Origin of the sequence: Burkholderia sp. Ed8 (assembly GCF_040761425.1) — a bacterium.
Taxonomy (GTDB): Bacteria; Pseudomonadota; Gammaproteobacteria; order Burkholderiales; family Burkholderiaceae; genus Burkholderia; species Burkholderia seminalis.
This window is the reverse complement of sequence record NZ_CP142886.1, coordinates 3,166,037-3,191,886: the sequence shown is the minus strand read 5'-3', so window position 1 is coordinate 3,191,886 and position 25,850 is coordinate 3,166,037. Positions and strand designations below refer to the sequence as shown.

Here is a 25,850-nt window from a genome sequence, read left to right as displayed (position 1 = left end):
CCCCGAACAAGGAAATACATGACTGTCGCTCCCGTCACGCTGGCGCTGCTGATCGCCGCCACGTTGATCATCGCGCTGCTGCCGCTCGTCCTCTTCCGCATCCTGCGCAAGCCGCTTGCGCTCAATCGCCGCGACACGATCGTCGGCGTCGCCGTCTTCACGCTGTTTGCGATGATCGCCGAGCGCGCGTTTCACGGGCTCGTGCTGAGCCGCACGCCGGAGGACGGCTGGCTGACGCAGCCGCTCGCGTTCGTCGCGTACAGCGCGCTCGCGACGGCCGTATTCGAGGAAGCCGGCCGCTATCTCGGGATGCGTTTCCTGAACCGCCGCTACGGCGAGTCGGCCGGCGACGGCCGCGGGATCGGCTACGGGATCGGTCATGCCGGCGCCGAAGCATGGTTCGTCGGCGTGCTCGTGTGGGGCCAGTGGTCGTATCTCGCGTGGCTCGCGAGCCGCGGCCAGCTCGAGACGCAGTTGTCCGACCTGCCGGTCGACACCGTGGTGCGGCTGCACATGATGCTCGCGACGCTGTCGGCGCAGTCGATCCTGTTGTTGCTGCTCGAACGCTGCGCGGCGTTCGCGGTGCAGCTCGCGCTGTCGGTGCTGGTCTGGCGCGGCGTGCGCGCCGGCCGCGCGGGCGTGTTGCCGCTCGCGATCGTGCTGCATGCGCTCGCGGCCGTGCCGACGCTGCTGTACCAGGTGCGCGTGCTGCCGGCCGCGTGGGTCGAGGCCGCGTATTTCGTGCTGGGCGCGGTCCTGGTCGCCGTGCTGGTGAAGACGTGCCGGCCGCCGCGAACGGCAGCCTGACGGGGGAGCGTAATGGATGACTATCTGATCGAATGCCAGAGCGCGGAATTCGACGCGCTCGCGCGCGTGATCTGCGATCTCTTTCCGGAGCAGACGCGCTTTGCCGAAAGCAGCGATGCGCGCGGGCGCTTCCTGTCCGTGCACTGGCTCGCGATGCGTTTCGGCGCGACGCCGAAGCGGATGACGCTCGATATCCGCATCGTGCCGGCGGCGTTCGCGCGCTATCTTGCGCTCAAGCCGATGCAGCGTGCGCGCAGCCATGCGGTGCTGCATGCGTACACGGAAGCGATGCTCGGCTCGCTCGAGGAGCGGCATGCGGCCGGCGAGGCCGTCGAGCGCAACGCGGAACTCGAGCTCGACGAGGACTTTGCGTGAGCGGGTGCGCCGGCATCGTGCCGGCGCGGCGGGTTACGCGTCGCGGTAGACCTGCGCGAAGCGCTGCGCCTGCACGACGCCGTAGTCGCCGGGCGCGTATTGCATGACCCAGTCGCCGGCGACGCCGCGCAGCGTGTCGCCGTTTTCCGAGCGGGCGATCGTGAACGGCTCGTCCATCCGGCGGGCGAGCACGACGGCCGGCCGGTTCCGGTAGGTGCCCGGCGTGCCATGCGCGAGTGCCGGATCGGCGGGCAGGTATTTGGCGTCGAAGCGTGCGCGCGACACGACCCAGCGATCGCCGGTCGAGCCGGTGATCAGCGCGTCGCCCGCGACGTAGCGGTTCGGACCTTCGAGGCTCATCAGTTCGCCGTCGGCATCCGCGAAAGCCACGGCGACGGTTTCGTCCTTGACGACGCGACGGGCCTGCGGATCGGTACGCAGATCGAGGTGCTTGAGTTCGAGCATGGCGGGAAGGTACGGGAAAGCTGGAAAAGCCGGGAGCTTATCCCGAATTCGGCGCGCCGTGTGGCGCGCCGATCGCCGGCGGAGGCGCGGCGTCGTCCGCCCGGGCGGGGCAGCACGGCGCCGGCGGGGAGGGCGTCAGGGTTGCGCGGGTGCGCTGGCGGCCGGCGCGGCTGCCGCCTTGCCTTCCTTGCCCTTCGCCTTGCCCTTGCCGCGATGCTCGCCGCCGTGGTGCAGCCAGCTGCGGAACGTCGTGTCGGCCAGTGCCTTCTGCTCGGCCGGGAAGCTCTCGTAGAGCGGCGCGAAGGCGTCGGCGAGCTTCTTCGCACCGTCGGCGTTCGCCTGCGACAGTTCCGCATACTGCTTCATGTCGTCGAGTGCGGAGACGTCGTGCTTGGCCATCCGTTCGCTGTAGAGGCGGCCCATCGTTGCGCCGTTGTCGCGCATCGTGTCGGCGAACGTCTTCCACTGCGGTTCCTGCGCCGACGTGATCTTCAACTGGTCGTGCAGGTACTTGATGCGCTGCTCGATGCGCGCTTCGTGACGTGCCGCGCGCTGCTCGGCGCTCGGGGCCGACGCCGCGGCCGTCGTGGCCGGGGCCTGCGCGGGCGCTTGCGGCTGTGCCGGGGTTTGCGCGAACGCGCTGGCTGCAACGGCGAGCGTAGCGAGGGTGAGCGAGATTTTCTTCATGATTGGCTCTCCGGGGTGGTGTCGTGCGAGCGGGCGCGGCGGTCACTGCCGCAAGCGCGCTTCTCGCGTCGCCGTTATTAGTAGCACGTTGCGTGCGGCGCGGCAGTGAATGCGACACTTGCTTACATCCGATACGAATCGAAATTGAAAGGCCCGGATTCGGGCGATGCCGGTTGGGCACGCGGGCGTTCGGCGCTATCATCGCGTCACCTTCCACTCAGCCGGCGCGTTGCGTGCCGGCCCAGCCTCATGCGTCCACCCCGCCTCGACCAACTCGACGATCTCGACCGGCAACTCGTCGCGCTGCTGCAAGCCGATGCGCGCGCCAGCGTCGCGGATCTCGCGCGCCAGCTCGACGTCGCGCGCACGACGGTCGTCGCACGCATCGCGCGGCTCGAACGCACCAACGTGATTGCCGGGTACAGCGTGCGGCTCGGGCAGGACGTGCTCGACGCGAGCATTTATGCGTACGTCGGCATCATCCTCACGCCGAAGTTCGGCAAGGACGTATTGCGCAAGCTCGACCGGATGCCCGAAGTGCAGCTGCTGTGCGCGGTGAGCGGCGAGTACGACTACGTCGCGTGGTTGCGCGCCGATTCGCCCGAACGGCTCAACGACCTGCTCGACCAGATCGGGACGCTCGAAGGCGTCGAGCGCACGACGACGTCGATCATCCTGTCGCGCAAGATCGATCGCGGGACGATCGGCGGCTGACCTGCCGCACGCGGTGCCGTGCACGACCGTGCCAGCGCGTGCATTGCGCGGGTTTGCGCGGCGTCGCGGGGTTTCGCTTGCCGCCCGCCCGCGGCCATATTCGTCCCGACCGTCGGCGCATTGCCTGATGGGCAGGGGTGCCGGCCGTCGCATGTCTGCGCATCCGGCGCGTCTCTTCCTTCCGAACGCCTTCGTGTCGCCTGCTTCGACCGGCGTGCCGCTCCTGACGCGCGCGGTTCGTGCGTCGGCGCCATGCCATTCCTCGTCTTCGCCTTCGTCCTTCGTTCTTGCGCGTGAAGCCTGCAACGGCCTGCCTGCAGGCGCGCTTATACGCGATTTTTAGATGAATCGGACGTTTCGACGAAATGTATCGTCATAACGTCGAAATTATCGGTCGTTTCGCATCATTCTTCGTCTTGGAACTGATTTTGCGCGTCCCTAAACTGTGTTCATGGCTCGACGCCGTTCACAACATCAACCCATCATCAGGAGATAAGCGCATGAAAATCGCCATCGTCGGCGCAGGTCTGATCGGCCACACCATTGCTCACATGCTGCGTGAAACGGGCGACTACGAAGTCGTCGCGTTCGACCGCGACGCGGATGCGCTCGCGAAGCTGTCGCGCGAAGGCATCGCGACGCAACGCGTCGATTCCGCCGATGCGAATGCGATTCGCGAAGCAGTGAAGGGCTTCGATGCGCTCGTCAATGCGCTGCCTTACTACCTCGCGGTGAACGTTGCCGCCGCCGCGAAGGCTGCCGGCGTCCATTACTTCGACCTGACCGAAGACGTGCGCGCCACCCACGCGATCCGCGAACTGGCCGACGGCTCCGACCGTGCGTTCATGCCGCAGTGCGGCCTCGCGCCGGGCTTCATCGGCATCGCCGCGCACGAACTCGTGAACGGCTTCAGCGAAGTGCGCGACGTGAAGATGCGCGTCGGCGCGCTGCCCGAGTATCCGACCAACGCGCTGAAGTACAACCTGACGTGGAGCGTCGACGGCCTGATCAACGAATACTGCCAGCCGTGCGAAGCGATCCGCGACGGCCGCAAGCAGTGGGTGCAGCCGCTCGAAGGCCTCGAGCACTTCTCGCTGGACGGCACCGAATACGAAGCGTTCAACACGTCGGGCGGCCTCGGCACGCTGTGCGAGACGCTGTCGGGCAAGGTCGAGACGCTCGACTACAAGTCGGTGCGCTATCCGGGCCACCGCGAGCTCGTCCAGTTCCTGCTGGAAGACCTGCGCCTGTCGACCGACCGCGACACGCTGAAGTCGATCATGCGCCGTGCGGTGCCGTCGACGAAGCAGGACGTCGTGCTCGTGTTCGTCACGGTGACGGGCGTGAAGGACGGCCAGCTCGTGCAGGACGTGTTCACGCGCAAGATCTTCGCGAAGGACGTGTGCGGGATGCACATGAGCGCGATCCAGATCACGACGGCCGGCGCGATGTGCGCGGTGCTGGATCTGTTCCGCGAAAAGAAGCTGCCGCAGAGCGGTTTCATCCCGCAGGAAAAGGTGTCGCTGAAGGCGTTCCTGTCGAACCGCTTCGGCAAGCTGTACGACGGCGGCACGATGGAGCGCGTGCACGCGCTCGCCTGACCCTCCGCCAGCCTCGGGCACGAGGGCCGTACGACGCCGGGAGCGCAGCAGCGCTTCCGGCGTTGTCGTTTGTGACGCGCAAGGCGGGAACGGTGCGGTGCGCTCAGGCCGGCAGCGGCGGGACGATCGTCGCAGGTTGCGGCGGCGGCACGATGCGGTACAGCAGCGCGTCGACGTCCGCGTCGGACGGTGCGGTGTTGTCGAACATCACGATGCCGTCGCATTCCTGGCCGGTCGGCACGAAGCGGCGCTGCCGGTATTCGTCCCAGTGCGCGAGCTTGTAGGCATCGTTCGGATTGCCGCGTGCGACGATCCGTGCGTGTGCAACGTCTTCCGACGTGTGGACCCAGACGACCGTCAGCGTGACGTCGGGCGCGATGCCGAGCCACGCGCGATCGAGGATGCGCCGGTCGCGCACTTCGCGCGACAGCGGGCCGACGACGATCGCGCTGATGCCGAGCGCGAGATTGTCGCGGGCCGTATCGAGCAGGCCGTGATATTCGGGATCGCGCAGGTGTTTCAGGTAGAGCGGGCTGTCGCGATCGTTCGGATCTTCCGTGAGCGCGCCCATCGCGGCCGAGCTGTAGCGGCCGTACAGCGTGTCCTTGTCGAGCAGGCAGAACGCCTCGCCGGTGGCGCGCATCAGCGGCCCGATGAGCCGCTTCGCGAGCGTGGTCTTGCCGGTGCCGGCGTGACCGCAGAAGAACACCAGGTGCGTCACGAAGCCTGGCTCCCCGGCCGCGTGCCCGACGCGTCGTTGCGCCTGTCGCCGCGCGAGAAGACTTCCGCTTCCAGCCACATCGCGTTGATGATGCCGAAGCCGAGCGCCACGCCGATGCCGAGTATCCACGAGAAATACCACATAGGTCTGCCTCCTTGACGGTTGGGCCGCACGGGCGTTGTGCGTTGCGCAACGCAGGTGCCGCGGGCCGGTCGAAGTACCCCGATGCGCGTGCTGCGGCGCACGCAGCCCGATCATGACCAATATCGGCGTGCCGTGCAAGCCGGGCCGTCCGCGCAGCAAACCGGTAAACTGATGCACAAACCGCAACATGACGGACGACATGCTGATCAACTGCGCTGCATACCAGGATGGCCGCAAGCTGGCCGACATCGATATCGACGCCATCAGCGACTACGTGTCGAAGCCCGAGTGCTTCGTGTGGGTCGCGCTGAAGGATCCGACGCCGGAGGAAATCGACCTGATGGGCGAGGAGTTCGGGCTGCACGAGCTCGCGCTCGAGGACGCCCGCAAGGGGCACCAGCGGCCGAAGATCGAGGAGTACGGCGATTCGCTGTTCGCCGTGCTGCATACGGTCGAGCTCGACGAGGACGACGAATTCAAGGTCGGCGAACTGAACGTGTTCGTCGGCCCGAACTACGTGCTGTCGATCCGCAACCATACCGAGCATGATTTCCGCGACGTGCGCAAGCGCTGCGAGCGGGAGCCGCATCTGCTGCGGGAGGGCTCGGCGTTCGTGTTCTACGCGTTGATGGACCAGGTGGTAGACCGCTACTTTCCGATCCTCGAAACGCTCGGTGCGGAGCTCGAGGAACTGGAGGACCGCATCTTCGCGAAAGCGACGCCCGCGTCGTCGCGCGCGATCATCGAGGATCTCTATTCGCTGAAACGCCGGCTCGTGATGCTGTACCAGCACACGGCGCCGCTGATGGAGCCGCTCGCCAAGCTCACCGGCGGGCGCGTGCCGCAGGTGTGCAGCGGGATGGCCGCTTATTTCCGCGACGTGTACGACCATCTGCAGCGGATCGTGAAGACGATCGAAGGACGCCGGGAGATGGTCGTCACGGCGATCCAGGTCAACCTCGGGATGATTTCGCTCGCCGAGAACGAAGTGACAAAGCGGCTCGGCTCGTTCGCCGCGCTGTTCGCGATACCGACGATGATCGCCGGCATCTACGGGATGAATTTCGCGAACATGCCCGAGTTGCACCTGAAATACGGCTTCTACGGCTGCATCGCGGTGATGGTCGTCGCCGATCTCGCGCTGTGGTGGCGTTTCAAGCGGGCAGGGTGGCTGTAGCCGGCTCAGGCCTGGCGTGGCGCGTGCTTGCCGACCACGACGCGCCACGGCCGCACGCGCCACGATTTCACGAGGCCGTTCTGCACGTACGGATCGGCGCGCGCGAACGATTCGGCCGCTTCCGGCGAATCGCCTTCGAACACGAGCACGGCCTGATCGGCCGGGTCCGCCAGCGCACCGGCGAGCATCAGTTCGCCGCGCTCGGTCGCGGCCTGCGCGAGCGCGAGATGCTGCGCGCGGAAGGGTTCGCGCCGCGACAGGTAATCGTCGACGAGTTCGTAGATCAACTGGTAATGCATGATCGCTCCCGGAGTCGGTGGGTGCCGCCGGATCGCGGGCCGGCCGGCTCAGTATAGGGCACCGTACGGCCTTTGGCAGTGCGCTTTGCGCGGCGCGGCGCACGGTTGTCAGGGTGTCGGACGGATCGAAATGCGTGACCGGCTTTCGTCGACATTTTGGAATAAACGCAACTAACGGTCTGGTTTTCAAAGCGCCCAGATAGTGAAGGGCGCGTTCGCACCACATCACTGGTGCCTGGAATCGTCTATAGGAAAAGAGGGGCGGTCACGTCCATTCCGGGCGGGGATTCCACGTGCCTGCGGCGGCTTCCGGGGCCGGCGAAAAGGGATCGGAACCGTGCGCGGGGCCGTCCGGGCGGGCGCTGCGCGCGGGCGTTTCCATTGGCCGGAATGCGACCTATGCTGAACGAATCCGGAGCGAACTCCGTTCGCCCGATTCGCCCAGACGAGGTGAGCCATGCCTGTATCAGCCACCCTGCAGGATTGCCTGCGCCAGAAGTCATCGCGGTACGAAGTCGTGTACCACCCCTATAGCCATACGAGCATGGAGACGGCCGCCGCCGCGCATATCCCCGGCGACCGCCTCGCGAAAACCGTGCTCCTCGAGGACGACGAGGGCTACGTCGCCGCGGTCTTGCCGACCACGCACGCGGTGCGCCTGTCGGATCTCTGGGTGAAGACGGGACGCCATCTCGTGCTTGCCCGGGAGGTCGAATTGCGCGAACTGTTCAAGGACTGCGACATGGGCGCGCTGCCGCCGGTATGCATGGCGTACGGGATGAAGACGTTCCTCGAGGAACGTCTCGCGCAGCAGCCGGAAGTCTATTTCGAGGCCGGCGACCACGAAGCGCTGATCCACATGATGCAGGATGAATTCCTGACGCTGATGGAGACGGCCGAGCGTGCGCATTTCTCGCACAAGATGCAAGGGATGATGCTGTCCTGAGGGAGCCTCGAATGCGGTGATGCGCAGGGCCGGTGCGCAGGCATGCGCCCCGGCGGGGAGGGGGTGTACCTGCTTGATTGCGATGTTCCAGTCAGTTAATTCGACATACGAAGCTATTTCACGATAGCTGAATTAAATTCAATTCGACCTTTGTTGTGTCGGATTCCTGTTTATTCCAGCAAGGTTGACTCGTCCCGTCGACGTGTCACGGCATGCGATACCGGCGTGCTTCGATGCGGGCGCCCCGAAGCGCCGGTCGACCGCCTCCCATATTGACGCGTGACGGGGTACGTTCGGCTCGTTGCCCCCAAGGGTGAGGTCATTTCCCGTGCCGCACGGGAAATACACGAAAATCCATGTCGGACGGGTTCGATATACGGATTGGAATATATCCATACAAATCAATTACCAATTCAATAATAAAGACTTGATTTGTGCTTACCGGAATATTATTTGAATAAGCCCTCCAAACTTTGTATTTGGGCATCAAATAAAGTTTGACGGCAAAATTTTTTCCTTGCTATCGTCTGCACCCAAGTGAACGGCGCCATTGACATCACCGCGTAACGAACGGCGAATCGTCATACGAATTGCGAGGGGCGCCAGCTCAGCTGACAATTGCCTGACCGCGCAGGTGGGTGTTTTTCCGGTATAAATCCGGGCCGCATCGGCGCAACGATTTCGTGAAAAAAGAATGAATTTGAATTCGAATGTGATTCTTTCAATTCGGATTGCTAATTGAATTTGAAATGAAATGTTCGGGGTGATGCGGTGGCGCTGCCGACCTGGCTGCGCTGCCGGCCGCAACCCGAAACTGGGCGAATCGCTTGGGGGATGGATGGTGGGCATGAAAGTCGAAGAACATCTGGCTACTTCGAACAGCGGGCTGGCCACGCTGGGGCGTCCGAGAGAGTTCGGCAAGAAGCAGCAGAACCCGGTGCGCCGGTTCGGCGGCATCGGGATCGTCCTGGTACTGCATGCAGTGCTGATCTACGCGCTGCTCAACGGCCTCGCGACCAAAGTCGTGCAGGTGATCCAGCATCCGATCGAGACCCGCATCATCGAGCCGGTCAAACCGCCGCCGCCACCGCCGATGCCGGTGGTCAAGCTCCCGCCGCCGAAATTCGCACCGCCGCCGCCGCCGTTCGTGCCGCCGCCGGAAGTCCAGGTGCAGGCGCCGCCGCAGGCGACGATCACGCACCAGGCGGCCCCGGTGCCGTCCGCGCCGGCCGTGCAGGCGCCGGTGGTGGCGCCGCCGGCACCGGCCAAGCCGGTCAGCCATGACGTCGGGGTCGTCTGCCCGAATTCGGACGCGCTGCGTGCGTCGATCCAGTATCCGAAGGAAGCGCAGGAAAACAACATCACCGGTGACGTGACGATCGAGTTCGTCGTGGATGCGGAAGGGAACATCACGAACGAGCGCGTCGCGCAGTCCGCGGATCCGATCCTCGATCGAGCCGCGTACAACACCGTGAAACGGTTCAAATGCGTCGCACAGGGCCAGTCGGTGCGGGTCCAGGTGCCGTTCTCGTTCAATCTGAATTGATGCAGTGGGCGGCCCGGCACGCGCCGGGTCGGGGAAAACCGTCTCGAACTTATGTAATAAGTTTACCGAAAGAACTGGAGTGGGGTATGACGAAGCGTTCACTGGCCGCGCTGGCGGCAAGCATGTTGATGTCCGTCGCCGTGGTCGACGGGTTCGTTGCGCCGCAGCTCGCCCATGCGCAGGCCAGCGGGGCGGCCGATGCATCGGCGCAGGCCGCGGCGCCGTCGGCCGCGCCGGCCACGGTCCCGGCCGCCGCCGAGCCGGCTCCGCCGCCCGCGCCGGCCACGACGGTGGCGGTCGACAATCCGTACGGGCTCGGCGCGCTGTGGAAGAACGGCGATTTCGTCGCGCGTTTCGTGCTGATCCTGCTGGTGATCATGTCGATGGGAAGCTGGTACATCATGGTCACGAAGTTCCTGGAGCAGTTGCGCGCGAATCGCCGCGCGAAACTGGCCGACGCGCAGCTCTGGACCGCGCCGTCGCTGGCCGAGGGCGCCAGGATGCTCGACGAGGCGTCGCCGTTCCGGTTCATCGCCGAAACCGCGATCGAAGCCGGCGAGCATCACGAAGACGCGCTGCTCGAAGCGGTCGACCGCAACACGTGGATCGACGTATCGGTCGAGCGCTCGATCACGAACGTATCGAACCGGATGCAGGACGGCCTCGCGTTCCTGGCCACGGTGGGGTCGACCGCGCCGTTCGTCGGGCTGTTCGGCACCGTCTGGGGAATCTATCACGCGCTGACGGCGATCGGCATCGCGGGCCAGGCCTCGATCGACAAGGTCGCGGGCCCGGTGGGCGAGGCGCTCATCATGACCGCGATCGGCCTCGCCGTCGCGGTGCCGGCGGTGCTCGGCTACAACTTCCTGGTCCGGCGCAACAAGTCGGTGATGGAGCGGGTCCGCAACTTCGGCGCGCAACTGCACACGGTGCTGCTGGCCGGCAACCGGCGCCCGGTGCGGGCGGCGGCGCCGGCGGCGTCGCTCGCGAACTGACCGGCTGACGGAGGCGCGCGATGGCCATGAACGTCGGGCAGGACGATAGCGACGAGGTGATCGCCAACATCAACACGACGCCGCTCGTCGACGTGATGCTGGTGTTGTTGATCATCTTCCTGATCACGATTCCGGTCGTGACGCACACGATCCAGCTTCAGCTGCCGAAGGAGACGGTGCAGCCGCTGCAGACGACGCCGAAAAGCATCGAGATCGCGGTGAATCGCGACGGCGATTTCTTCTGGGGCGAGCAACTGGTGGACGCGCCGACGCTGCTCGCGAAGCTCAAGGGCGTGTCGCAACAACAGCCGCAGCCGAGCGTCCACGTGCGGGGCGACCAGAACACGCGCTACGAGTTCATCGGGCGAGTGGTCACGATGTGCGAGCGCGCGGGGATCGCGAAGCTGTCTTTCATTACGGAGCCGCCGGCGCGCGGCGGTTAGGCGCCAACGCGGATCCACAGGAGTCGACGATGGGGATGAACGTGCCTTCGGGCGGGAGCAATGCGGAACCGGACGTGATGGTGGACATCAACACCACGCCGCTGATCGACGTGATGCTGGTGCTGCTGATCATGCTGATCATCACGATTCCGATCCAGATGCATTCGGTGAAGATGGACCTGCCGGTCGGCAACCCGCCGCCACCGGCCGCGCCGCCGGAAGTCGTGCAGATCGATATCGACTTCGACGGCACGACGACGTGGAACGGCGCGCCGGTGCCGGACCGTTCGGCGCTCGAGGCGAAACTGTCGCAGGTCGCAGCGGAACCCGTGCAGGCGGAGATCCACCTGCGCCCGAACAAGCTGGTGCCGTACAAGGACGTGGCGGCCGTGCTGGCGTCCGCGCAGCGCGTGGGCGCGACCAAGATCGGCCTGATCGGCAACGAACAGTTCATGCAATGACGAAACGGACGAGCCGATGAACCAGCGACGATGAAAACGGATGGTGGCGGTGACGGCGCTCGGCGCGGCCTGCATGCTCGGCCGGCCGGCGCTGCCGGCGGACGCGCTGCGGCCGGACGTGGCGAAACCGCTCGCGGCGGCGCAGGAGTTGTACCGCGCGCACAAGTATCGCGACGCGCTCGGCAAGATCGCCCAGGCGGCGGCCGTGCCCAACCGGACGCCGTACGAAACGTACATGGTGGAGGAGATGCGCGGCGCGGCGGCGATGGCGGCTGGCGACACGGGCACGGCCGCGCAGGCGTACCAGTCGGTGCTGAACTCGGGGCGGCTGTCGGGCGAGGACGAGCAGCGCACCACGGCCGCGCTGGCCGGCATCTACTTCCAGCAAAAGAACTACCCGCTGGCGATCCGGACCGCACAGCGCTACCTGAAGGCCGGCGGCACGGATCCCGAAATGCGCACGCTGCTCACGCAGTCGTACTACCTGTCGAACGATTGCGCGCCGGTCGTGAGCCAGTTGAAGGCGAGCACCGACACGCAGGCGAACGGCGGGCACGCGCCGGACGAAGGGCAGTTGCAGATGCTCGCGACGTGCGCGCAGAAAGTGAAGGACGGCAACGCGTATCGTGGGGCACTCGGGCTGCTGGTCGCCTACCATCCGAGTCCCGCGTACTGGGACGAAATGATCGCGGCCATTCGCGGCACGCCCGGGTATCTGTCGTCGCTCGACCTCGACATCTACCGGTTGCGCCGTGCGACGGGCTCGCTTGCGACGGCCGACGCGTACATGGAGATGACCCAACTCGCGCTGGTTGCGGGGTCTCCCGCCGAAGGCAAGCAGGTGATCGACCAGGGGTTCGCGACCGGCGTACTCGGCAAGGACGCGCAGGCGGATCGCGAGAAACGGCTGCAGGCGCTTGCCGCGAAGCGCGCGCAACCGGGCGGGGACGCCGCGACGCCGGTGACGCCGCTCGACACGGGCATGAATCTCGTCTTTGCGGGCCGGGCGCAGCAGGGTTTACCGATGATGGAGCAGGCGATCGCCAAGGGCGGCCTCGAGCATCCCGACGCGGCGCGACTGCGGCTCGGCGAGGCGTACTACGTGGCCGGCCAGAAGGCGCGTGCGGTGCAGGTGCTGCGCACGGTCAAGGGAACCGACGGTTCCGGTGACCTGGCCAGGCTGTGGACGGCGGTGGCTTCCCGGTAACGCAACGAAAGGGCGCCGGCACACGACGCGGGCGCAGTCAGTCGGCAAGCGGCGTGCCGCCGCGAGCGTTCCGATGCATGGCGGTCAGGTTCAACGACGAAAAGGGGCAACCTTGTTAGTTAGTAAACCGAATGAAATGAGCGAGACGCGTGCGCGCGGGCCGCGACGGTGCCGCGCCGCGCCGCGCACGGCCCGCCCGCGGCTGCCGTGCACGGGCCGGTATCGCGCCGGGCCGTGCGCATCGTGGCTTCGGTCAACGATCGCCGACATCAAACCGATTTCGACTGCGAGGCTCCGTCCTTCCATGGTTGTGCCCCCTGATGAGTCGGTGCTCGTCGCCGTGTCGCTCGGCAACAAGATCCGGGCGCTGCGCCAGCGCCTGAAACTCACGCTCGACGAAACGGCCGGCATCGCCGGTATCTCGAAGCCGTTCCTGTCGCAGGTCGAGCGCGGGCGGGCCACGCCGTCGATCACATCGCTGGTCCGGATCGCGAAAGCGCTGGGCGTGACGATTCAGTACTTCATCGATACGCCGACGGAAGCGCGTTCGGTGTGTCGCGGCAACGCGCTGCGGTATTTCCAGTTCGCGAACTCGGCGAGCCTGTTCGCGCGGCTGACGAATCCGGCCGACGACCGCAAGCTCGACGCGATCCTCGTCAGGATGCCGGCGGGGCAGCAGCCGTCCGAGATGACCACGCATGCGGGCGAGGAGTTCGTCTATGTGATGCGCGGGCAGGTCGCGCTGACCCTCGAGGACTGCACGTTCACGCTGAACGAGGGCGATACCGCGCATTACGAGTCGACGATGCCGCATGCGTGGCACAACACGGCCGACGAGGAAGCCGTGATCGTCTGGGTCGGCACGCCGAGGCTGTTCTAGCGGCGCCGGCCACGCTTCGGGCCGCGACGAAGGAGAAGTACCCGATCGAAGGAGGGGCGCGCGTCACGATGCGCCATCCGTCGAACCGGGAGGAAGCAGGCGGTGCGCTCAAGGTAGGTAATTAGTATGACGAATCAAAATAAAAAACGGTCGTGCTGAATGGTGCGGGTGCCCCGAGGCCGATCCGTTCGAGTCATGGCAGTCGAAACAGTGGCAATCGCGGGTTCCGGTACACGGGCACCCAGGACGCGCAAGGAATTCACAAGGTTCCGGCGCACGGCAGGTGGGGTCTTACTACGAGCGAGAGGAAACAAGATGAAGCAGAGAGTGTTGGCGTTGGCCATCAAGAGGATAGTCTGGGCGGAACTCGCGTTGACGGCCGCACTGGCGCCGTCGGCGTTCGCCCAGAGCCAGCCGGCGCCGGGCGCCGTCGCCATCGCGGATGCGGTCGCGAACGGCGCACCCGTGACCGTCGCGCAGGCGGGCGGCACCGCCGGTACCGCCGCTGCGGGGGCCGCGGCCCCCGATGTGACGTCCGGTGCGGCAGCCGAGGCAACGCCTGCGGCACCCGCCGAGAACGGGCAGGGCAAGGTCGCGCAGATCAAGCGGTTCGAGGTGACCGGCTCGCTGATCCGGCAATCCGACAAGACGGGCTTCCAGCAGGTGCAGACGATCACGCCGAAGGAAATCCAGGCCAGCGGCGCGGTGACGGTGACCGACTTCCTGCGCAATGCGACGGCCAACTCGGCGAACAGCTGGGGCGAAGGGCAATCGGGCAACTTCGCGGCCGGCGCGGCCGGCATCGCGCTGCGCGGCCTGTCGGAGAAATACACGCTCGTGCTGGTCGACGGCCAGCGCGTGGCGCCGTATGCGTTCTTCTCGAACAGCGTCGATTCGTTCTTCGACCTCAACACGTTGCCGCTCAACGACATCGAGCGCATCGAAATCGTGAAGACGGGCGCGGTGTCGCAATACGGGTCGGACGCGATCGGCGGCGTCGTCAACATCATCACGAAGCACAATTTCCGCGGGCTGCAACTCGACGGCAGCATCGGCAGCGCGATCAATGCCGGCAACGGCGACGGCACGACGAAATTCGGCGTGCTCGGCGGCTTCGGCGACCTGAACGCCGACCGCTTCAACGTGACGGCGGCACTCAGCTATTACAAGTCGAACGGCTTCACGCTGGCCGATCGCGATTCGACGCGCAACCAGGACTTCACGGGCAAGCCGGGCGGTTTTTCGCTGCTCGCGCCGTCCTACTGGAACATGCCCGACGGCAGTGCGCAGGCGCTGAACGGCTGCCCGTCCGGCGGGGCGGTTCGCCCGGCCGCGCCGAACTCGCTGTCGGCCGGCCTGCCGGGCACGATCTGCGCGTTCAACACGGCGGAAAGCACGTCGATCCTGCCGATGACCGAACGCCTGAACGCGAAGCTGCACGGCGACTTCAAGATCAACGACACGACGACGGCGTTCGCGGACTTCCTGGAAAGCTACAACACGACCACGACCAATGACGGCCTGTGGAACAACGTGATCGGCAACCCGCAGAACCCGGCGCTCGTCTGGAATCCGCAGACGCAGTTGCTGTCGCCGTTCAACACGGTCGTGCCGGTGACCAACCCGTACAACACGACGGGCGCGGCGACGCCGTTGACCTACGCGTTCCCGAACACGGTCGCGCAGAAGACCTGGGCGAACTACTGGCGCGCGGCGGCCGGCATCAAGGGTTCCTTTACGCTGCCGTACGGCGACTGGGACTGGGCGACGTCGGTCAGCCATTCGCAGAGCACGGTGTCGAACGTGTTCACGAACCAGCTGAACGTCAACGCGCTGAACAACATCTACCAGAACGGCACGCTGAACTTCGCGAACCCGGCCGCGACGCCGAACGCGTTCAACGGGCTGTACCAGGAAGCGAACAACCTCGGCATCTCGAAGCTCGACACGATCGATGCGACGCTGTCGACGCCGAACCTGTTCCATCTGCCGACCGGTGACGTCGGCATCGGTTTCGGCGCACAGTTCACGCACCAGAGCGAAACGCTGACGCCGGGCTCGGAGTACCTGTCCGGCGCGGTGATCTCGCCGGACCTGGAGACGGTGAACGGTGCGCGCAACGTCGCGGCCGTCTATTACCAGATCAACGTGCCGATCCTGGAGAATCTGACGTTCAGCCAGGCGGGCCGCTACGACCACTACACGGACGTGGGCGGCGCCTTCTCGCCGCGCTTTGCGTTGCGCTACCAGCCGATCAAGGCGCTGACGCTGTATACGTCGTACAACCGCGGGTTCCGTGCGCCGACCTTCGTCGAGGACAGCAAGTCGCAGACGCTCGGCATCCAGGTCGATCCGGCCACCGGGCAGAACTACACGTCGATCACGGTCGGCAACCCGAACCTCGCGCCGGAGCGCACGCGCAACTTCAACATCGGCTTCCAGGTCTCGCCGGCCCGCTACACGGACATCGGCTTCGACTGGTACAAGATCCGCATCGACAACGTGATCGGCCAGGGCAAGCCGTCGCAGGTCGTGACCGACCCGACGACCGGCCAGCTGCTGTACAAGGTCATTCCGTACCAGAACCTCGGCTACCTCGACACGAACGGCTTCGAAGGCACGTTCCGCCAGGGGCTGCCGCTCAAGGGCTGGGGCATGCTCACGCTGTCGGGCGACTGGGCGTACATCAACAGCTACAAGATCGGCTTCCCGGGCGGCGCACCGGTGAACGGCGCGGGCAACAACTTCACGATCACGCAGCCGTTCGGCGGCAGCTTCCCGCGCTGGCGCGGCAACACGACGCTGGACTGGAACTATCGCAAGTTCGATGCGGCGCTGACGTGGCAGTTCACGGGCCCGTACGCGCAGAACCTGATGGCGGAGCCGCCGAAAGTCGGTTCGTACAGCCAGTTCAACCTGATGCTGACGTACACGGGCTTCAAGAACTGGACGATCTACGGCGGCATCGACAACATCTTCAACCGCACGCCGCCGTACGATCCGATCTTCGCGAACGGCACGCTGAGCCAGAGCGGGTACGACACGTCGGTGTACTCGTACATCGGCCGGTTCGCGCAGGTCGGCGCGACGTACAAGTTCTGATGGAGGCGGCGATGGATTGACAGGCTTGGACGGGCCGCTCCACGTCCACACCTCCCCTTTGTTTGGAGCGGCCCTTTTTCGCCTGGCGCCACGCGGGCCCGCAATCGCGGCACGCGACGGCGCGGCGTTTCGATCTTGCACCATGAACCACCAGCGGGACGCGGCCGGCACGCGGCGTCCGGCACAGGCATCGACCGTGCGAAGGCTTCGCGCCCGCACGCTTCCGGACAGACTGACCATGAGACTGTTGAAATGGCGAGGGGCACGCGTGTCGCACCGCACGCGTCCGATGCGCGCGCAGGCGCGAATGCGTCGCGGCGTGCGTGCCGCGTTGTTTGCCTGCGCGGTGCTGCTCGTGTCGAGCGGTGCGCTGCCGCGGGACGCGCTCGCGGTGCCGGCGATCTCGCAATACGATCAGCCGAAATATCCGCCGGACTTCACGCATTTCGACTACGCGGATGTAAACGCGCCCGACACCGGCACGCTCGATTTCGAAAACTACGACGAAGCGCAGAGCTACGACTCGCTGAACCCGTTCCTCGTGCGCGGTTCGCCCGCACCCGACATCAAGAACCTGATGTTCGACACGCTGATGCAGCGCAGCTGGGACGAACTCGCGTCCGAATACGCGCTGATCGCCGACGACGTCGAGGTTGCGCCGGACCGGCTGTCGGCGACGTTCCACCTCAACCCGGCCGCGCGATTCTCGAACGGCGACGCGATCACCGCGGCCGACGTCAAGTACTCGTTCGACACGCTGACGAGCCCGCAGGCGTCGCCGCTCTACAACGCGCAGTTCTCGATCATCAAGCGCGCGGTGGTGGTCGACGGCCACACGATCCGCTTCGAGTTCAAGCATGCGGAGCGCGACGCGGCGCTGATCGCGGGCGACCTGCCGGTGTTCTCGCCGAAATGGGGGCAACGCGCGGACGGCACGCGGCCGCCGTTCGACCAGATCGCGAACGTGCCGCCGATCGCAAGCGGCGCGTACCTGATCGAGCAGCGCAGGAACGACAAGCAGATCCGCTACGTGCGCAACCCGCGCTACTGGGCGGCGAACCTGCCGTCGCGGCGCGGGATGTTCCGCTTCGCCCACGTGACGTTCAAGCTTTACCTGGACCAGTACACGTCGCTCGAAGCGTTCAAGGCCGGCGACATCGATGCGCGGATGGAGTACAGCTCGACGCAGTGGGCACGCAAGTACGTCGGCAAGAATTTCCGTAACGGGATGCTGAGGAAGGGCGAGTTCCCGGACGGCCCCGCGCAGATGCAGGGCTTCCTGATGAACCTGCGCAAGCCGATGTTCCAGGACGTGCGCGTGCGGCATGCGCTCGCGCTGGCGTTCGACTTCGACTGGATGAGCCGGATGATGTTCTACGGACAGTATCGCCGTACCAACAGCTTCTGGGAGGCGAGCCCGTTCGCGGCGTCCGGCATGCCGAGCGCGAAGGAACTCGCGCTGCTCGAGCCGTACCGGTCGACGTTGCCGCCGGCCGTATTCGGCCCGATGATCGCGCAGCCGTCGACGCTGCCGCCCGGCTCGCTGCGCGCGAACCTGAAGCAGGCGCGCGACCTGCTCGAGCAGGCCGGCTGGCACTACCGGGACGGCGCGCTGCGGGATGCGAACGGCACGCCGATGACGATCGAGATCATCGACGACCAGCCCGGCATGGACCGCCTGATCCTGCCGTACACGCAGGCGCTCGCGACGCTCGGCATCCACGCGTACCTGCGCGAGATCGACAGCGCCGTCTACCTGAAGCGGCTCGACAATTTCGAGTACGACATGACGACGTACATCTACCTGCCCGTGACGATCCCGGGCGCGGAGCTGACGCGCCGGTTCGGCAGCGCGGCCGCGTCGCAGCCGGGCTCCGAGAACTATCCGGGCGTGAAGTCGAAGGCCGTCGATGCGCTGATCCGCGCGGCGCTCGCGGCCGACACGCTCGACGATCTCGAGACGGCCACGCATGCGCTCGACCGCGTGCTGATCAACCTGTACGTGCTGATCCCGCAGTACTACCTGCCGAACGCGCGGATCGGGTACAAGGCGACGCTCGGTCATCCGGCGGTCGTGCCGAACTCCTATCAATACGAGGACTGGATCATCGACTACTGGTACGTGAAGAAGCCGGCGGCACAACCCGCACCGGCGGCCTGACGGGGAACGACGATGCTGGCATACATATTCAGGCGGCTGCTGCTGATGATTCCGACGCTGGTCGGCGTCGTGACGATCACGTTCGCGGTCACGCAGTTCGTGCCGGGCGGCCCGGTCGAGCAGGTGCTCGCGCAGTTGCGGCACGGCAGCGCACGCGGGGGCGAGGCGGGCGGAGGCGGGGGCGGCTATCACGGCAGCCAGGGCGTCGACCCGCAGCAGATCGCGCAAATCCGAAAACAGTTCGGCTTCGACAGGCCGCCGCTCGAACGCTACCTGCTGATGCTCAAAAGCTATGCGACGTTCGACCTCGGCCAGTCCTACTTCGCGCACCGCAGCGTGTGGGCGGTGATCCGCTCGAAGCTGCCGGTCTCGATCACGCTCGGGCTATGGACGGTGATCCTCACGTATCTCGTGTCGGTGCCGCTCGGCATCGCGAAGGCGGTGCGCAACGGCTCGCGGTTCGACACCGTGACGAGCGTGCTGGTGCTGACCGGCTACGCGGTGCCGGGTTTCGTGCTCGGCGTGCTGCTGCTGATGCTGTTCGGCGGCGGCACGTTCTGGCAGGTGTTCCCGATGCGCGGGCTCACGTCGGACAACTTCGACGACCTGACGCTGATCGGCAAGACGCTCGACTACCTGTGGCACATCGTGATGCCCGTCACGGCGGCCGTGATCGGCAATTTCGCGATCGTCACGATCCTGACGAAGAACACGTTCCTCGAGGAAATCGGCCGGCAGTACGTGCTGACCGCGCGGGCGAAGGGGGCGCCGGAGCGCGACGTGCTGTGGAAGCACGTGCTGCGCAACGCGGCGATCCCGCTGCTCACCGGGCTGCCCGCGGCCTTCGTCGGCGCGTTCCTGAACGGCAACCTGCTGATCGAGACGTTGTTCTCGCTCGACGGAATGGGGCAGCTGTCGTACGACGCGGTGATCCGTCGCGACTATCCGGTCGTGCTCGGCTCGCTGTTCCTGTTCACCCTGATCGGTCTGCTGACCAAGCTTATCGCGGATATCTGCTATGTCCTCGTCGACCCCCGTATCCAGTTCAGCCGCCTGGACCACTGATCCCGCGTGCGCGCCGTCGCCTTCGCCGTGGCGGCGTACCTGGCAGCGCTTTCGCGCGCAGCCGCTCGGCCATGCGAGCCTCGTGATCTTCGTCGTGCTGTTCGCGCTCAGCCTGTGTGCCGATGGCCTGTCGAACGACCGGCCGCTGCTCGTGCGCTACGACGGGCACTATTATTTCCCGATCGTGAAGGACTACCCGGAGACCGAGTTCGGCGGCGACTTTCCCGCGAAGACGAACTACCTCGATCCGTACATCCGCGCGAAGCTCGAGTCGCACGGCAATTTCGCGATCTATCCGCCGAATCGCTATCGCTACGACACGATCGACTACTTCGCGTCGCGGCCGTATCCGGCGCCGCCATCGGCGAGCAACTGGCTCGGCACCGACCAGTTCGGGCGCGACGTGCTCGCGCGGCTCCTGTACGGCTTTCGGCTGTCGGTGCTGATGGCGTTCGCGCTCACCGTGTCGGGCGTGCTGGTCGGCGTGCTGACGGGGGCGCTGCAGGGCTTCTACGGCGGCCGCACCGACCTGATCGGCCAGCGCCTGATCGAGATCTGGAGCGCGCTGCCGGACCTCTACCTGCTGATCATCTTCGCATCGATCTTCACGCCGTCGCTGTGGCTGCTGTTCATCCTGCTGTCGATGTTCGGCTGGCTCGTGCTGTCCGACTACGTACGCGCCGAATTCCTGCGCAACCGCATGCTCGATTACGTGAAAGCGGCCCGCACGATGGGGCTGACGAACGCGCAGATCATGTGGCGTCACGTGCTGCCGAACAGCCTCACGCCGGTGATCACGTTCTTGCCGTTCCGGATGAGCGCCGCGATCCTGTCGCTGACGAGCCTCGACTTCCTCGGTCTCGGCGTACAGCCGCCGACGCCGAGCCTCGGCGAGCTGCTTCAGGAGGGCAAGAACAACCTCGATGCGTGGTGGATCTCGATCTCCGCATTCGCCGCGCTGGTGGTGACGCTGCTGCTGCTCACGTTCATGGGCGACGCGTTGCGCAACGCGCTCGACACGCGCGCGCGCGGCTCGGCGTTCGGCGGAGGGCGATGATGGCGAACGCGTTGCTGCAGATCGACGGGTTTTCGGCGCGCTTCGGCGCGAAGCCCGCGGTGCGGGACCTGAGCCTGTCGATCGGCCGCGGCGAGCGTGTCGCGCTCGTCGGCGAATCGGGGTCGGGCAAGAGCGTGACGGCGCTGTCGATCCTGCGGCTCGCGCAACAGGCGGCGCTGTCGGGACGGATCCTGTTCGACGGCGAGGACCTGCTCGCGAAGACCGAACAGCAGATGCGCGGGATTCGCGGCGCCGACATCGCGATGGTGTTCCAGGAGCCGATGACCGCGCTGAATCCGCTGTATACGATCGGCAAGCAGATCGCCGAGAGCCTGCGGCTGCACGAGGGGCTGCGGCCCGGCGACGCACGCGAACGCGGGATCGCGCTGCTGCGGCGCACCGGGATTCCGGAGCCGGAGCGGCGCATCGACAGTTTTCCGCATCAGCTGTCGGGCGGGCAGCGCCAGCGGGCGATGATCGCGATGGCGCTGGCCTGCCGGCCGCGGCTGCTGCTGGCGGACGAACCGACGACGGCGCTCGACGTGACGGTGCGCCAGCAGATCGTCGATCTGCTGCTCGAACTGCAGGAGCAGGAAGCCGCTGCGCGCGGCATGGCCGTGCTGCTGATCACGCACGACCTGAACCTGGTGCGGCGCTTCGCGCAGCGCGTGGCCGTGATGGAGCAGGGCGTGCTGGTGGAGACGAACACGACCGATGCGCTGTTCGCCGCGCCGCAGCATGCGTACACGCGCCGGCTGCTCGACAGCGCGCCGCAGCGGGCCGTCGAGCCCGTCGCGGCCGCGGCGCGGACGATCCTCGACGTGCGCGATCTCGCGGTCGACTACCGCATCGCGGTGAAAGGCTGGCGCGGGGCGCTCGGCAAGACGACGTTCCGCGCGGTGCACGACGTGACACTGTCGCTGAAGCGTGGCGAAACGCTCGGGATTGTCGGCGAGTCCGGCTCGGGGAAATCGACGCTCGCGGCGACGGTGCTCGGTCTGCAGCGGCCGGCGGCCGGCGCGATCGAAATCGACGGCCTGCCGCTCGACACGCTGCGGACCACGGGCGGCAGGCGCGCGCTGTACGGCAGGATGCAGGTGGTGTTCCAGGATCCGTTCGGCTCGCTGTCGCCGCGGATGACGGTCGAGCAGATCGTCGGCGAAGGGCTCGCGGTGCACCGGCCGCAGGTGGCCGGGGACGCGCGGCGCGCGCGGATCGTCGCGCTGCTGCAGGAAGTCGGCCTGCCGGCCGAGTCGATGCTGCGCTATCCGCACGAATTCTCCGGCGGCCAGCGGCAGCGGATCGCGATCGCGCGCGCACTGGCGGTCGAGCCGGAACTGCTGGTGCTGGACGAGCCGACCAGCGCGCTCGACGTGTCGATCCAGAAGCAGGTGCTGAATCTGCTGACGAATCTGCAAAAGAAGTACAAACTGAGCTACCTGTTCATTACGCACGATCTCGCGGTCATGCGTGCGATGGCCCACCGGGTCGTCGTGATGAAGGCGGGGCGCGTGGTCGAGGAGGGCGATACGCTCGACGTGCTGCAGGCGCCGTCCCATCCGTATACGCGCGCGCTGCTGGCGTCGTCGATGCTGGCGCCGGTGCGCGGCTCCCGAGAGAGAACCGATGATTGACGTGTACCGGGCGCAGCGCGCCCAGGCCGCCCGCGTGCCGGGCGGCCGAACGCCGGCGGTGCGCTGACGCATGTCGATGCCGTCGTTCTTCATCGATCGTCCGGTGTTTGCGTGGATCGTCGCGCTCGCGGTCGTCGTCGCGGGCGTGCTGGCGATTCCGCAACTGCCGATCGCGCAATATCCGCGCCTTGCGCCGCCGCGCGTCGTGATCACCGCCGCGTATCCAGGCGCGTCGACCGAGACGGTCGACGGCGACGTCGGCAGCATCATCGAGGAAAGCCTCGACGGGGCCGACGGGCTCCTGTACTACGAGACGAGCAGCGACGGTCACGGCAACCTCGAGATCGACGTGACGTTTTCGCCGGGCACCGATCCCGACATCGCGCTGGTCGACGTGAACAACCGGCTGAAGCAGGTCGAGTCGCGGTTGCCGCAGCAGGTCGTCCAGCAGGGGATCGGCGTGTTCAAGGCGGCGAACACGTTCCTGATGCTCGTCACGCTGACGTCGACCGACGGCATGCGCGATTCCGCGCAGCTCGGCGATTACCTGAACCGCTACGTGCTGCGCGAACTGAAGCGCGCACCGGGCGTCGGCGCGGCGGAGCTGTGGGACGCCGACGAGGCGCTGCGGGTCTGGCTCGATCCGCACAAGCTGCGCGAATACGGCCTCGGCGCCGACGACGTGATCGCGGCGATCGGCGCGCAGAACGCGACGGTGACGGCCGGCGCGATCGGCGACGCGCCGTTTCCGGGTGGCCAGCAGCTCACCGCGCAGATCGTCGTCAAGGGGCAGCTCGCGTCGCCGGACGAGTTCGGCCGGATCGTGCTGAAGTCGAAGACGGACGGTTCGGCGGTGCGCGTCGCCGACGTCGCGGGCGTCGAGATCGGCCGCGACGACTACTCGTTCTATTCGCGGCTGAACGGCCGGCCGGCCGCGACGGTCGGCATCCAGCTCGGCCCGCGCGGCAACGCGCTCGAAACGTCGAATGCGATTCGTGCGCGGCTCGCCGAGCTGTCGAGGACGTTGCCGCCGGGCGTCGCGATCGAGATCCCGTTCGACGGCGCGCATTTCGTGACGATCGCGATCCGCGAGGTCGTGCTGACGCTGCTCGAGGCGGTCGTGCTGGTGTTCTGCGTGATGTGGCTGTTCCTGCGCGACCTGCGCTACACGCTGGTGCCGACCGTCGTGATTCCGGTCACGCTGATGGGCGCGTTCGTCGCCATGTGGGCGTTCGGGCTGTCGATCAACGTGTTCACGATGTTCGGTCTCGTGCTGGCGATCGGCATCCTCGTCGATGACGCGATCGTCGTCGTCGAGAGCGTGCACCGCGTGATGGAGGAGGGCGTGTCGCCGCGCGATGCAACGCGGCGCGCCATGAAGCGGATCGGCGGGGCGATCGTCGGCGTGACGGCGGTGCTGACCGCCGTGTTCGTGCCGATGGCGTTCTTTTCCGGGACCGTCGGCGGTATCTACCGGCAGTTCGCGGTGGCGATGATCGCGTCGATGCTGGTGTCGTCGTTCATGGCGCTGTCGCTCACGCCCGCGCTGTGCGCGAACCTGCTGAAGCCGGTCGCGCGGCACGACGGCAGGGCCGCCGATGCGCGGCGCCGCGGCATCGGCGCACGGCTGGCCGACCGGTTCGGGGCGGGTTTCGCGCGCGTCGAGGCCGGGTATCGCCGCGTCGCCGTGCTCGCGGTGCGGCGCACCGGCGTCGTCGTCGCGGTCTACGCGGCGCTCGTGATCGCGTGCGCGCTGCTGTACTGGATGATGCCGGGCGGTTTCCTGCCGACCGAGGATCAGGGGCAGCTGCAGGTGATGATCCAGTTGCCGGCCGGCGCGACGCAGGCGCGCACGCTCGGGGTCGTCGAGCGTGTCGAGGCGATCTTGCGCGCGGAGCCGGCGATCGCGAACGTGACGAGCGTGGTCGGCTGGAGTTTCGCGGGCAGCGGGCAGAACGTCGGGATGGCGTTCGTCGAGTTGAAGGACTGGGCACGGCGCGACGTCGACGCGATGACGTTGCGCGACCGGCTCAACGGGCGTTTCGGCGAGATTCTCGACGGCGACGTCGAGGCGTCGCTGCCGCCTTCGGTGCGCGGCATCGGGCATGCCGACGGTTTCACGTTCCGGCTCGAGGATCGCGGCGGGGTCGGGCTCGATGCGTTGAAGGCGGCTCGCGAGCAACTGTCCGAACACGCGAAGGCGGATCCGCTGCTGGCTGCCGTGCATTTCGAAGACCTGCCGGACGCGCCGCGCATCGAGCTCGACGTCGATCGCGCGAAGGCGTATGCGCTCGGCGTGCCGTTCGAGCGGATCGCGGGGCTCCTGGGCGGCACGTTCGGCTCGAACTACATCAACGATTTTCCGGCGTCGGGCCGGATGCGCCGGGTGATCATCGAGGCCGAGCCGGGCGCCCGCGCGACCGACACGCAACTGATGGCGCTGACCGTGCCGAACCGCACCGGCGACATGGTGCCGCTGTCGGCGATCGCCGCGCCGCACTGGACGATCGGCCCGGTGATGCTGAACCGTTACAACGGCTATCCGTCGCTCGACATCAGCGGCCGGGCGGCGGCCGGCACGAGTTCGGGCGCGGCGATGGCGGAGATGGAGCGGCTCGCCGGCGCGCTGCCGGCCGGAATCGGCTTCGACTGGGTCGATGCGGCGCGCGAGGAGCGGGCCGCCGCGCGGCAGACGCCGCTGCTCGTCGGGCTGTCGGTGCTCGCGGTCTTCATGGCGCTCGCCGCGCTGTACGAAAGCTGGACGATTCCGCTGTCCGTGCTGACGATCGTGCCGCTCGGCGTGATCGGCGCGATCGTGGCGGCGCTCGCGCGCGGCATGCCGAACGACGTGTATTTCAAGGTCGGCATGATCACGGTGGTTGGCCTGGCGGCGAAGAACGCGATCCTGATCGTGCAGTACGCACGTGACCTGGCCGCGCGCGGCGTGCCGCTGCGGCAGGCGGTGATCGACGCGGCCGCCGCGCGGTTCAGGCCGATCGTGATGACGTCGATGGCATTCCTGCTCGGCGTCGTGCCGCTCGTGCTGGCGACGGGCGCGGGCGCCGAAAGCCGGCGGTCGATCGGTACGGGCGCGTTTGGAGGCGTGTTGGCGGCGACGCTGTTCGGGCTCGTGTTTGCGCCGGTCGCGTTTCGTCTGGTGGCGTCCGCCGGCCAGCGCGGCCGGCAGGCTGTCGGGACGCCGCGCGACGCGCGGCGGGCGGAAACGATCGGGGATCTGGAGGTGGATTGAGGATGGGAAGCGGGTCGTTTTCGGTCGGGTCAGCGGTCGGATGGTGCCAATCCAGACGGAAATATCGCATTTGACATAATCATAATTATCGACAGTTTGGATTGTAGTGGCTA

The 25,850-nt window shown here is 66.7% G+C and carries 24 protein-coding genes; 18 read left to right on the top strand and 6 right to left on the bottom strand.

Annotated features, from left to right (window positions below; genetic code table 11):
- The first annotated feature begins 18 nt into the window (after nucleotides 1-18).
- A complete protein-coding gene (locus tag VXM69_RS28560) occupies nucleotides 19-807 on the top strand; it encodes a YhfC family intramembrane metalloprotease (protein ID WP_367189610.1) in 789 nt (262 codons plus the stop codon).
- Between the two features lie 12 nt (nucleotides 808-819).
- Complete coding sequence (locus VXM69_RS28555; RefSeq protein ID WP_034186832.1) at nucleotides 820-1,182, top strand: DUF3022 domain-containing protein; 363 nt, start codon at nucleotides 820-822, stop codon at nucleotides 1,180-1,182.
- Nucleotides 1,183-1,215: 33 nt separating this feature from the next.
- Here VXM69_RS28555 and VXM69_RS28550 read toward each other — a convergent pair whose 3' ends face one another.
- Nucleotides 1,216-1,647 carry a PGDYG domain-containing protein gene (locus VXM69_RS28550; protein WP_367189609.1) on the bottom strand — a complete coding sequence of 144 codons (432 nt, stop codon included), beginning with the start codon at nucleotides 1,645-1,647 and terminating at the stop codon, nucleotides 1,216-1,218.
- 135 nt (nucleotides 1,648-1,782) lie between these two features.
- Nucleotides 1,783-2,334 carry a Spy/CpxP family protein refolding chaperone gene (locus tag VXM69_RS28545; protein ID WP_034186834.1) on the bottom strand — a complete coding sequence of 184 codons (552 nt, stop codon included), beginning with the start codon at nucleotides 2,332-2,334 and terminating at the stop codon, nucleotides 1,783-1,785.
- A gap of 249 nt (nucleotides 2,335-2,583) precedes the next feature.
- Here VXM69_RS28545 and VXM69_RS28540 point away from each other — a divergent pair, with 249 nt between their 5' ends.
- On the top strand, nucleotides 2,584-3,048 hold the full coding sequence (locus VXM69_RS28540; RefSeq protein WP_006481526.1) for an Lrp/AsnC family transcriptional regulator: 465 nt from the start codon (nucleotides 2,584-2,586) through the stop codon (nucleotides 3,046-3,048).
- A gap of 500 nt (nucleotides 3,049-3,548) precedes the next feature.
- The gene (locus tag VXM69_RS28535; protein ID WP_034186835.1) at nucleotides 3,549-4,649 is read left to right on the top strand and encodes a saccharopine dehydrogenase C-terminal domain-containing protein; all 1,101 of its coding nucleotides are present in this window, start codon (nucleotides 3,549-3,551) and stop codon (nucleotides 4,647-4,649) included.
- A gap of 103 nt (nucleotides 4,650-4,752) precedes the next feature.
- Here VXM69_RS28535 and VXM69_RS28530 read toward each other — a convergent pair whose 3' ends face one another.
- Nucleotides 4,753-5,370 (bottom strand): ATP-binding protein, encoded by a 618-nt coding sequence (locus tag VXM69_RS28530; protein ID WP_034186836.1) that lies wholly within the window; start codon nucleotides 5,368-5,370, stop codon nucleotides 4,753-4,755.
- On the bottom strand, nucleotides 5,367-5,513 hold the full coding sequence (gene cydX / locus VXM69_RS28525; RefSeq protein ID WP_049032060.1) for a cytochrome bd-I oxidase subunit CydX: 147 nt from the start codon (nucleotides 5,511-5,513) through the stop codon (nucleotides 5,367-5,369). The genes VXM69_RS28530 and cydX overlap by 4 nt, the downstream gene beginning before the upstream one ends.
- A 200-nt stretch (nucleotides 5,514-5,713) precedes the next feature.
- On the opposite strand from cydX, the gene corA reads away from it, so the two are divergent.
- Complete coding sequence (gene corA / locus VXM69_RS28520) at nucleotides 5,714-6,691, top strand: magnesium/cobalt transporter CorA (RefSeq protein ID WP_034187007.1); 978 nt, start codon at nucleotides 5,714-5,716, stop codon at nucleotides 6,689-6,691.
- A gap of 5 nt (nucleotides 6,692-6,696) precedes the next feature.
- Here the strand turns inward: corA and VXM69_RS28515 are convergent, their stop codons facing one another.
- Complete coding sequence (locus VXM69_RS28515) at nucleotides 6,697-6,990, bottom strand: YciI-like protein (protein ID WP_034186838.1); 294 nt, start codon at nucleotides 6,988-6,990, stop codon at nucleotides 6,697-6,699.
- 457 nt (nucleotides 6,991-7,447) lie between these two features.
- Here VXM69_RS28515 and VXM69_RS28510 point away from each other — a divergent pair, with 457 nt between their 5' ends.
- Nucleotides 7,448-7,936: an aminoacyl-tRNA deacylase gene (locus VXM69_RS28510; protein WP_034186839.1), complete on the top strand. Its 489-nt coding sequence runs from the start codon at nucleotides 7,448-7,450 to the stop codon at nucleotides 7,934-7,936.
- Nucleotides 7,937-8,422: 486 nt separating this feature from the next.
- Here VXM69_RS28510 and VXM69_RS28505 read toward each other — a convergent pair whose 3' ends face one another.
- A complete protein-coding gene (locus VXM69_RS28505; protein WP_367189608.1) occupies nucleotides 8,423-8,785 on the bottom strand; it encodes a hypothetical protein in 363 nt (120 codons plus the stop codon).
- Here VXM69_RS28505 and VXM69_RS28500 point away from each other — a divergent pair.
- The 12 genes from VXM69_RS28500 to VXM69_RS28445 all read left to right on the top strand — a co-directional run bounded on the left by VXM69_RS28500 (nucleotide 8,784) and on the right by VXM69_RS28445 (nucleotide 25,737).
- Nucleotides 8,784-9,482: an energy transducer TonB gene (locus VXM69_RS28500; RefSeq protein ID WP_034187008.1), complete on the top strand. Its 699-nt coding sequence runs from the start codon at nucleotides 8,784-8,786 to the stop codon at nucleotides 9,480-9,482. The two genes, VXM69_RS28505 and VXM69_RS28500, sit on opposite strands and share 2 nt — an antisense overlap.
- 86 nt (nucleotides 9,483-9,568) lie before the next feature.
- A complete protein-coding gene (locus tag VXM69_RS28495; protein ID WP_034186840.1) occupies nucleotides 9,569-10,477 on the top strand; it encodes a MotA/TolQ/ExbB proton channel family protein in 909 nt (302 codons plus the stop codon).
- Between the two features lie 20 nt (nucleotides 10,478-10,497).
- Entirely contained in the window at nucleotides 10,498-10,920 is a 423-nt protein-coding gene (locus VXM69_RS28490) for a biopolymer transporter ExbD (RefSeq protein WP_048250972.1), read from the top strand.
- A gap of 29 nt (nucleotides 10,921-10,949) precedes the next feature.
- The gene (locus VXM69_RS28485) at nucleotides 10,950-11,381 is read left to right on the top strand and encodes a biopolymer transporter ExbD (RefSeq protein ID WP_034186842.1); all 432 of its coding nucleotides are present in this window, start codon (nucleotides 10,950-10,952) and stop codon (nucleotides 11,379-11,381) included.
- A gap of 40 nt (nucleotides 11,382-11,421) precedes the next feature.
- Nucleotides 11,422-12,588, top strand: coding sequence for a tetratricopeptide repeat protein (locus VXM69_RS28480; RefSeq protein ID WP_367189607.1), 1,167 nt, complete (start codon nucleotides 11,422-11,424; stop codon nucleotides 12,586-12,588).
- 304 nt (nucleotides 12,589-12,892) lie between these two features.
- Nucleotides 12,893-13,468, top strand: a complete 576-nt coding sequence (locus VXM69_RS28475) for a helix-turn-helix domain-containing protein (RefSeq protein WP_367189606.1) — start codon at nucleotides 12,893-12,895, stop codon at nucleotides 13,466-13,468.
- A 315-nt stretch (nucleotides 13,469-13,783) separates the two neighbouring features.
- Nucleotides 13,784-16,570 carry a TonB-dependent receptor gene (locus VXM69_RS28470; protein WP_124607908.1) on the top strand — a complete coding sequence of 929 codons (2,787 nt, stop codon included), beginning with the start codon at nucleotides 13,784-13,786 and terminating at the stop codon, nucleotides 16,568-16,570.
- A 238-nt stretch (nucleotides 16,571-16,808) separates the two neighbouring features.
- Complete coding sequence (locus tag VXM69_RS28465) at nucleotides 16,809-18,731, top strand: extracellular solute-binding protein (RefSeq protein ID WP_367189605.1); 1,923 nt, start codon at nucleotides 16,809-16,811, stop codon at nucleotides 18,729-18,731.
- Between the two features lie 12 nt (nucleotides 18,732-18,743).
- Entirely contained in the window at nucleotides 18,744-19,796 is a 1,053-nt protein-coding gene (locus VXM69_RS28460) for a microcin C ABC transporter permease YejB (RefSeq protein WP_034186847.1), read from the top strand.
- A complete protein-coding gene (locus tag VXM69_RS28455; protein WP_059557640.1) occupies nucleotides 19,750-20,853 on the top strand; it encodes an ABC transporter permease in 1,104 nt (367 codons plus the stop codon). The genes VXM69_RS28460 and VXM69_RS28455 overlap by 47 nt, the downstream gene beginning before the upstream one ends.
- Nucleotides 20,853-22,487: an ABC transporter ATP-binding protein gene (locus tag VXM69_RS28450; RefSeq protein ID WP_367189604.1), complete on the top strand. Its 1,635-nt coding sequence runs from the start codon at nucleotides 20,853-20,855 to the stop codon at nucleotides 22,485-22,487. The genes VXM69_RS28455 and VXM69_RS28450 overlap by 1 nt, the downstream gene beginning before the upstream one ends.
- Before the next feature lie 76 nt (nucleotides 22,488-22,563).
- Nucleotides 22,564-25,737: a multidrug efflux RND transporter permease subunit gene (locus tag VXM69_RS28445; protein WP_367190216.1), complete on the top strand. Its 3,174-nt coding sequence runs from the start codon at nucleotides 22,564-22,566 to the stop codon at nucleotides 25,735-25,737.
- Nucleotides 25,738-25,850 lie beyond the last annotated feature (113 nt).

Bases quoted from the DNA above. Each gene is read 5' to 3' on its own strand.
- VXM69_RS28560 (WP_367189610.1), top strand. From the start codon at position 19: ATGACTGTCGCTCCCGTCACGCTGGCGCTGCTGATCGCCGCCACGTTG.
- VXM69_RS28555 (WP_034186832.1), top strand. From the start codon at position 820: ATGGATGACTATCTGATCGAATGCCAGAGCGCGGAATTCGACGCGCTC.
- VXM69_RS28550 (WP_367189609.1), bottom strand. From the start codon at position 1,647: ATGCTCGAACTCAAGCACCTCGATCTGCGTACCGATCCGCAGGCCCGT.
- VXM69_RS28545 (WP_034186834.1), bottom strand. From the start codon at position 2,334: ATGAAGAAAATCTCGCTCACCCTCGCTACGCTCGCCGTTGCAGCCAGC.
- VXM69_RS28540 (WP_006481526.1), top strand. From the start codon at position 2,584: ATGCGTCCACCCCGCCTCGACCAACTCGACGATCTCGACCGGCAACTC.
- VXM69_RS28535 (WP_034186835.1), top strand. From the start codon at position 3,549: ATGAAAATCGCCATCGTCGGCGCAGGTCTGATCGGCCACACCATTGCT.
- cydX (WP_049032060.1), bottom strand. From the start codon at position 5,513: ATGTGGTATTTCTCGTGGATACTCGGCATCGGCGTGGCGCTCGGCTTC.
- corA (WP_034187007.1), top strand. From the start codon at position 5,714: ATGCTGATCAACTGCGCTGCATACCAGGATGGCCGCAAGCTGGCCGAC.
- VXM69_RS28515 (WP_034186838.1), bottom strand. From the start codon at position 6,990: ATGCATTACCAGTTGATCTACGAACTCGTCGACGATTACCTGTCGCGG.
- VXM69_RS28510 (WP_034186839.1), top strand. From the start codon at position 7,448: ATGCCTGTATCAGCCACCCTGCAGGATTGCCTGCGCCAGAAGTCATCG.
- VXM69_RS28500 (WP_034187008.1), top strand. From the start codon at position 8,784: ATGAAAGTCGAAGAACATCTGGCTACTTCGAACAGCGGGCTGGCCACG.
- VXM69_RS28505 (WP_367189608.1), bottom strand. From the start codon at position 8,785: ATGCCCACCATCCATCCCCCAAGCGATTCGCCCAGTTTCGGGTTGCGG.
- VXM69_RS28495 (WP_034186840.1), top strand. From the start codon at position 9,569: ATGACGAAGCGTTCACTGGCCGCGCTGGCGGCAAGCATGTTGATGTCC.
- VXM69_RS28490 (WP_048250972.1), top strand. From the start codon at position 10,498: ATGGCCATGAACGTCGGGCAGGACGATAGCGACGAGGTGATCGCCAAC.
- VXM69_RS28485 (WP_034186842.1), top strand. From the start codon at position 10,950: ATGGGGATGAACGTGCCTTCGGGCGGGAGCAATGCGGAACCGGACGTG.
- VXM69_RS28480 (WP_367189607.1), top strand. From the start codon at position 11,422: ATGGTGGCGGTGACGGCGCTCGGCGCGGCCTGCATGCTCGGCCGGCCG.
- VXM69_RS28475 (WP_367189606.1), top strand. From the start codon at position 12,893: ATGGTTGTGCCCCCTGATGAGTCGGTGCTCGTCGCCGTGTCGCTCGGC.
- VXM69_RS28470 (WP_124607908.1), top strand. From the start codon at position 13,784: ATGAAGCAGAGAGTGTTGGCGTTGGCCATCAAGAGGATAGTCTGGGCG.
- VXM69_RS28465 (WP_367189605.1), top strand. From the start codon at position 16,809: ATGAGACTGTTGAAATGGCGAGGGGCACGCGTGTCGCACCGCACGCGT.
- VXM69_RS28460 (WP_034186847.1), top strand. From the start codon at position 18,744: ATGCTGGCATACATATTCAGGCGGCTGCTGCTGATGATTCCGACGCTG.
- VXM69_RS28455 (WP_059557640.1), top strand. From the start codon at position 19,750: ATGTCCTCGTCGACCCCCGTATCCAGTTCAGCCGCCTGGACCACTGAT.
- VXM69_RS28450 (WP_367189604.1), top strand. From the start codon at position 20,853: ATGGCGAACGCGTTGCTGCAGATCGACGGGTTTTCGGCGCGCTTCGGC.
- VXM69_RS28445 (WP_367190216.1), top strand. From the start codon at position 22,564: ATGCCGTCGTTCTTCATCGATCGTCCGGTGTTTGCGTGGATCGTCGCG.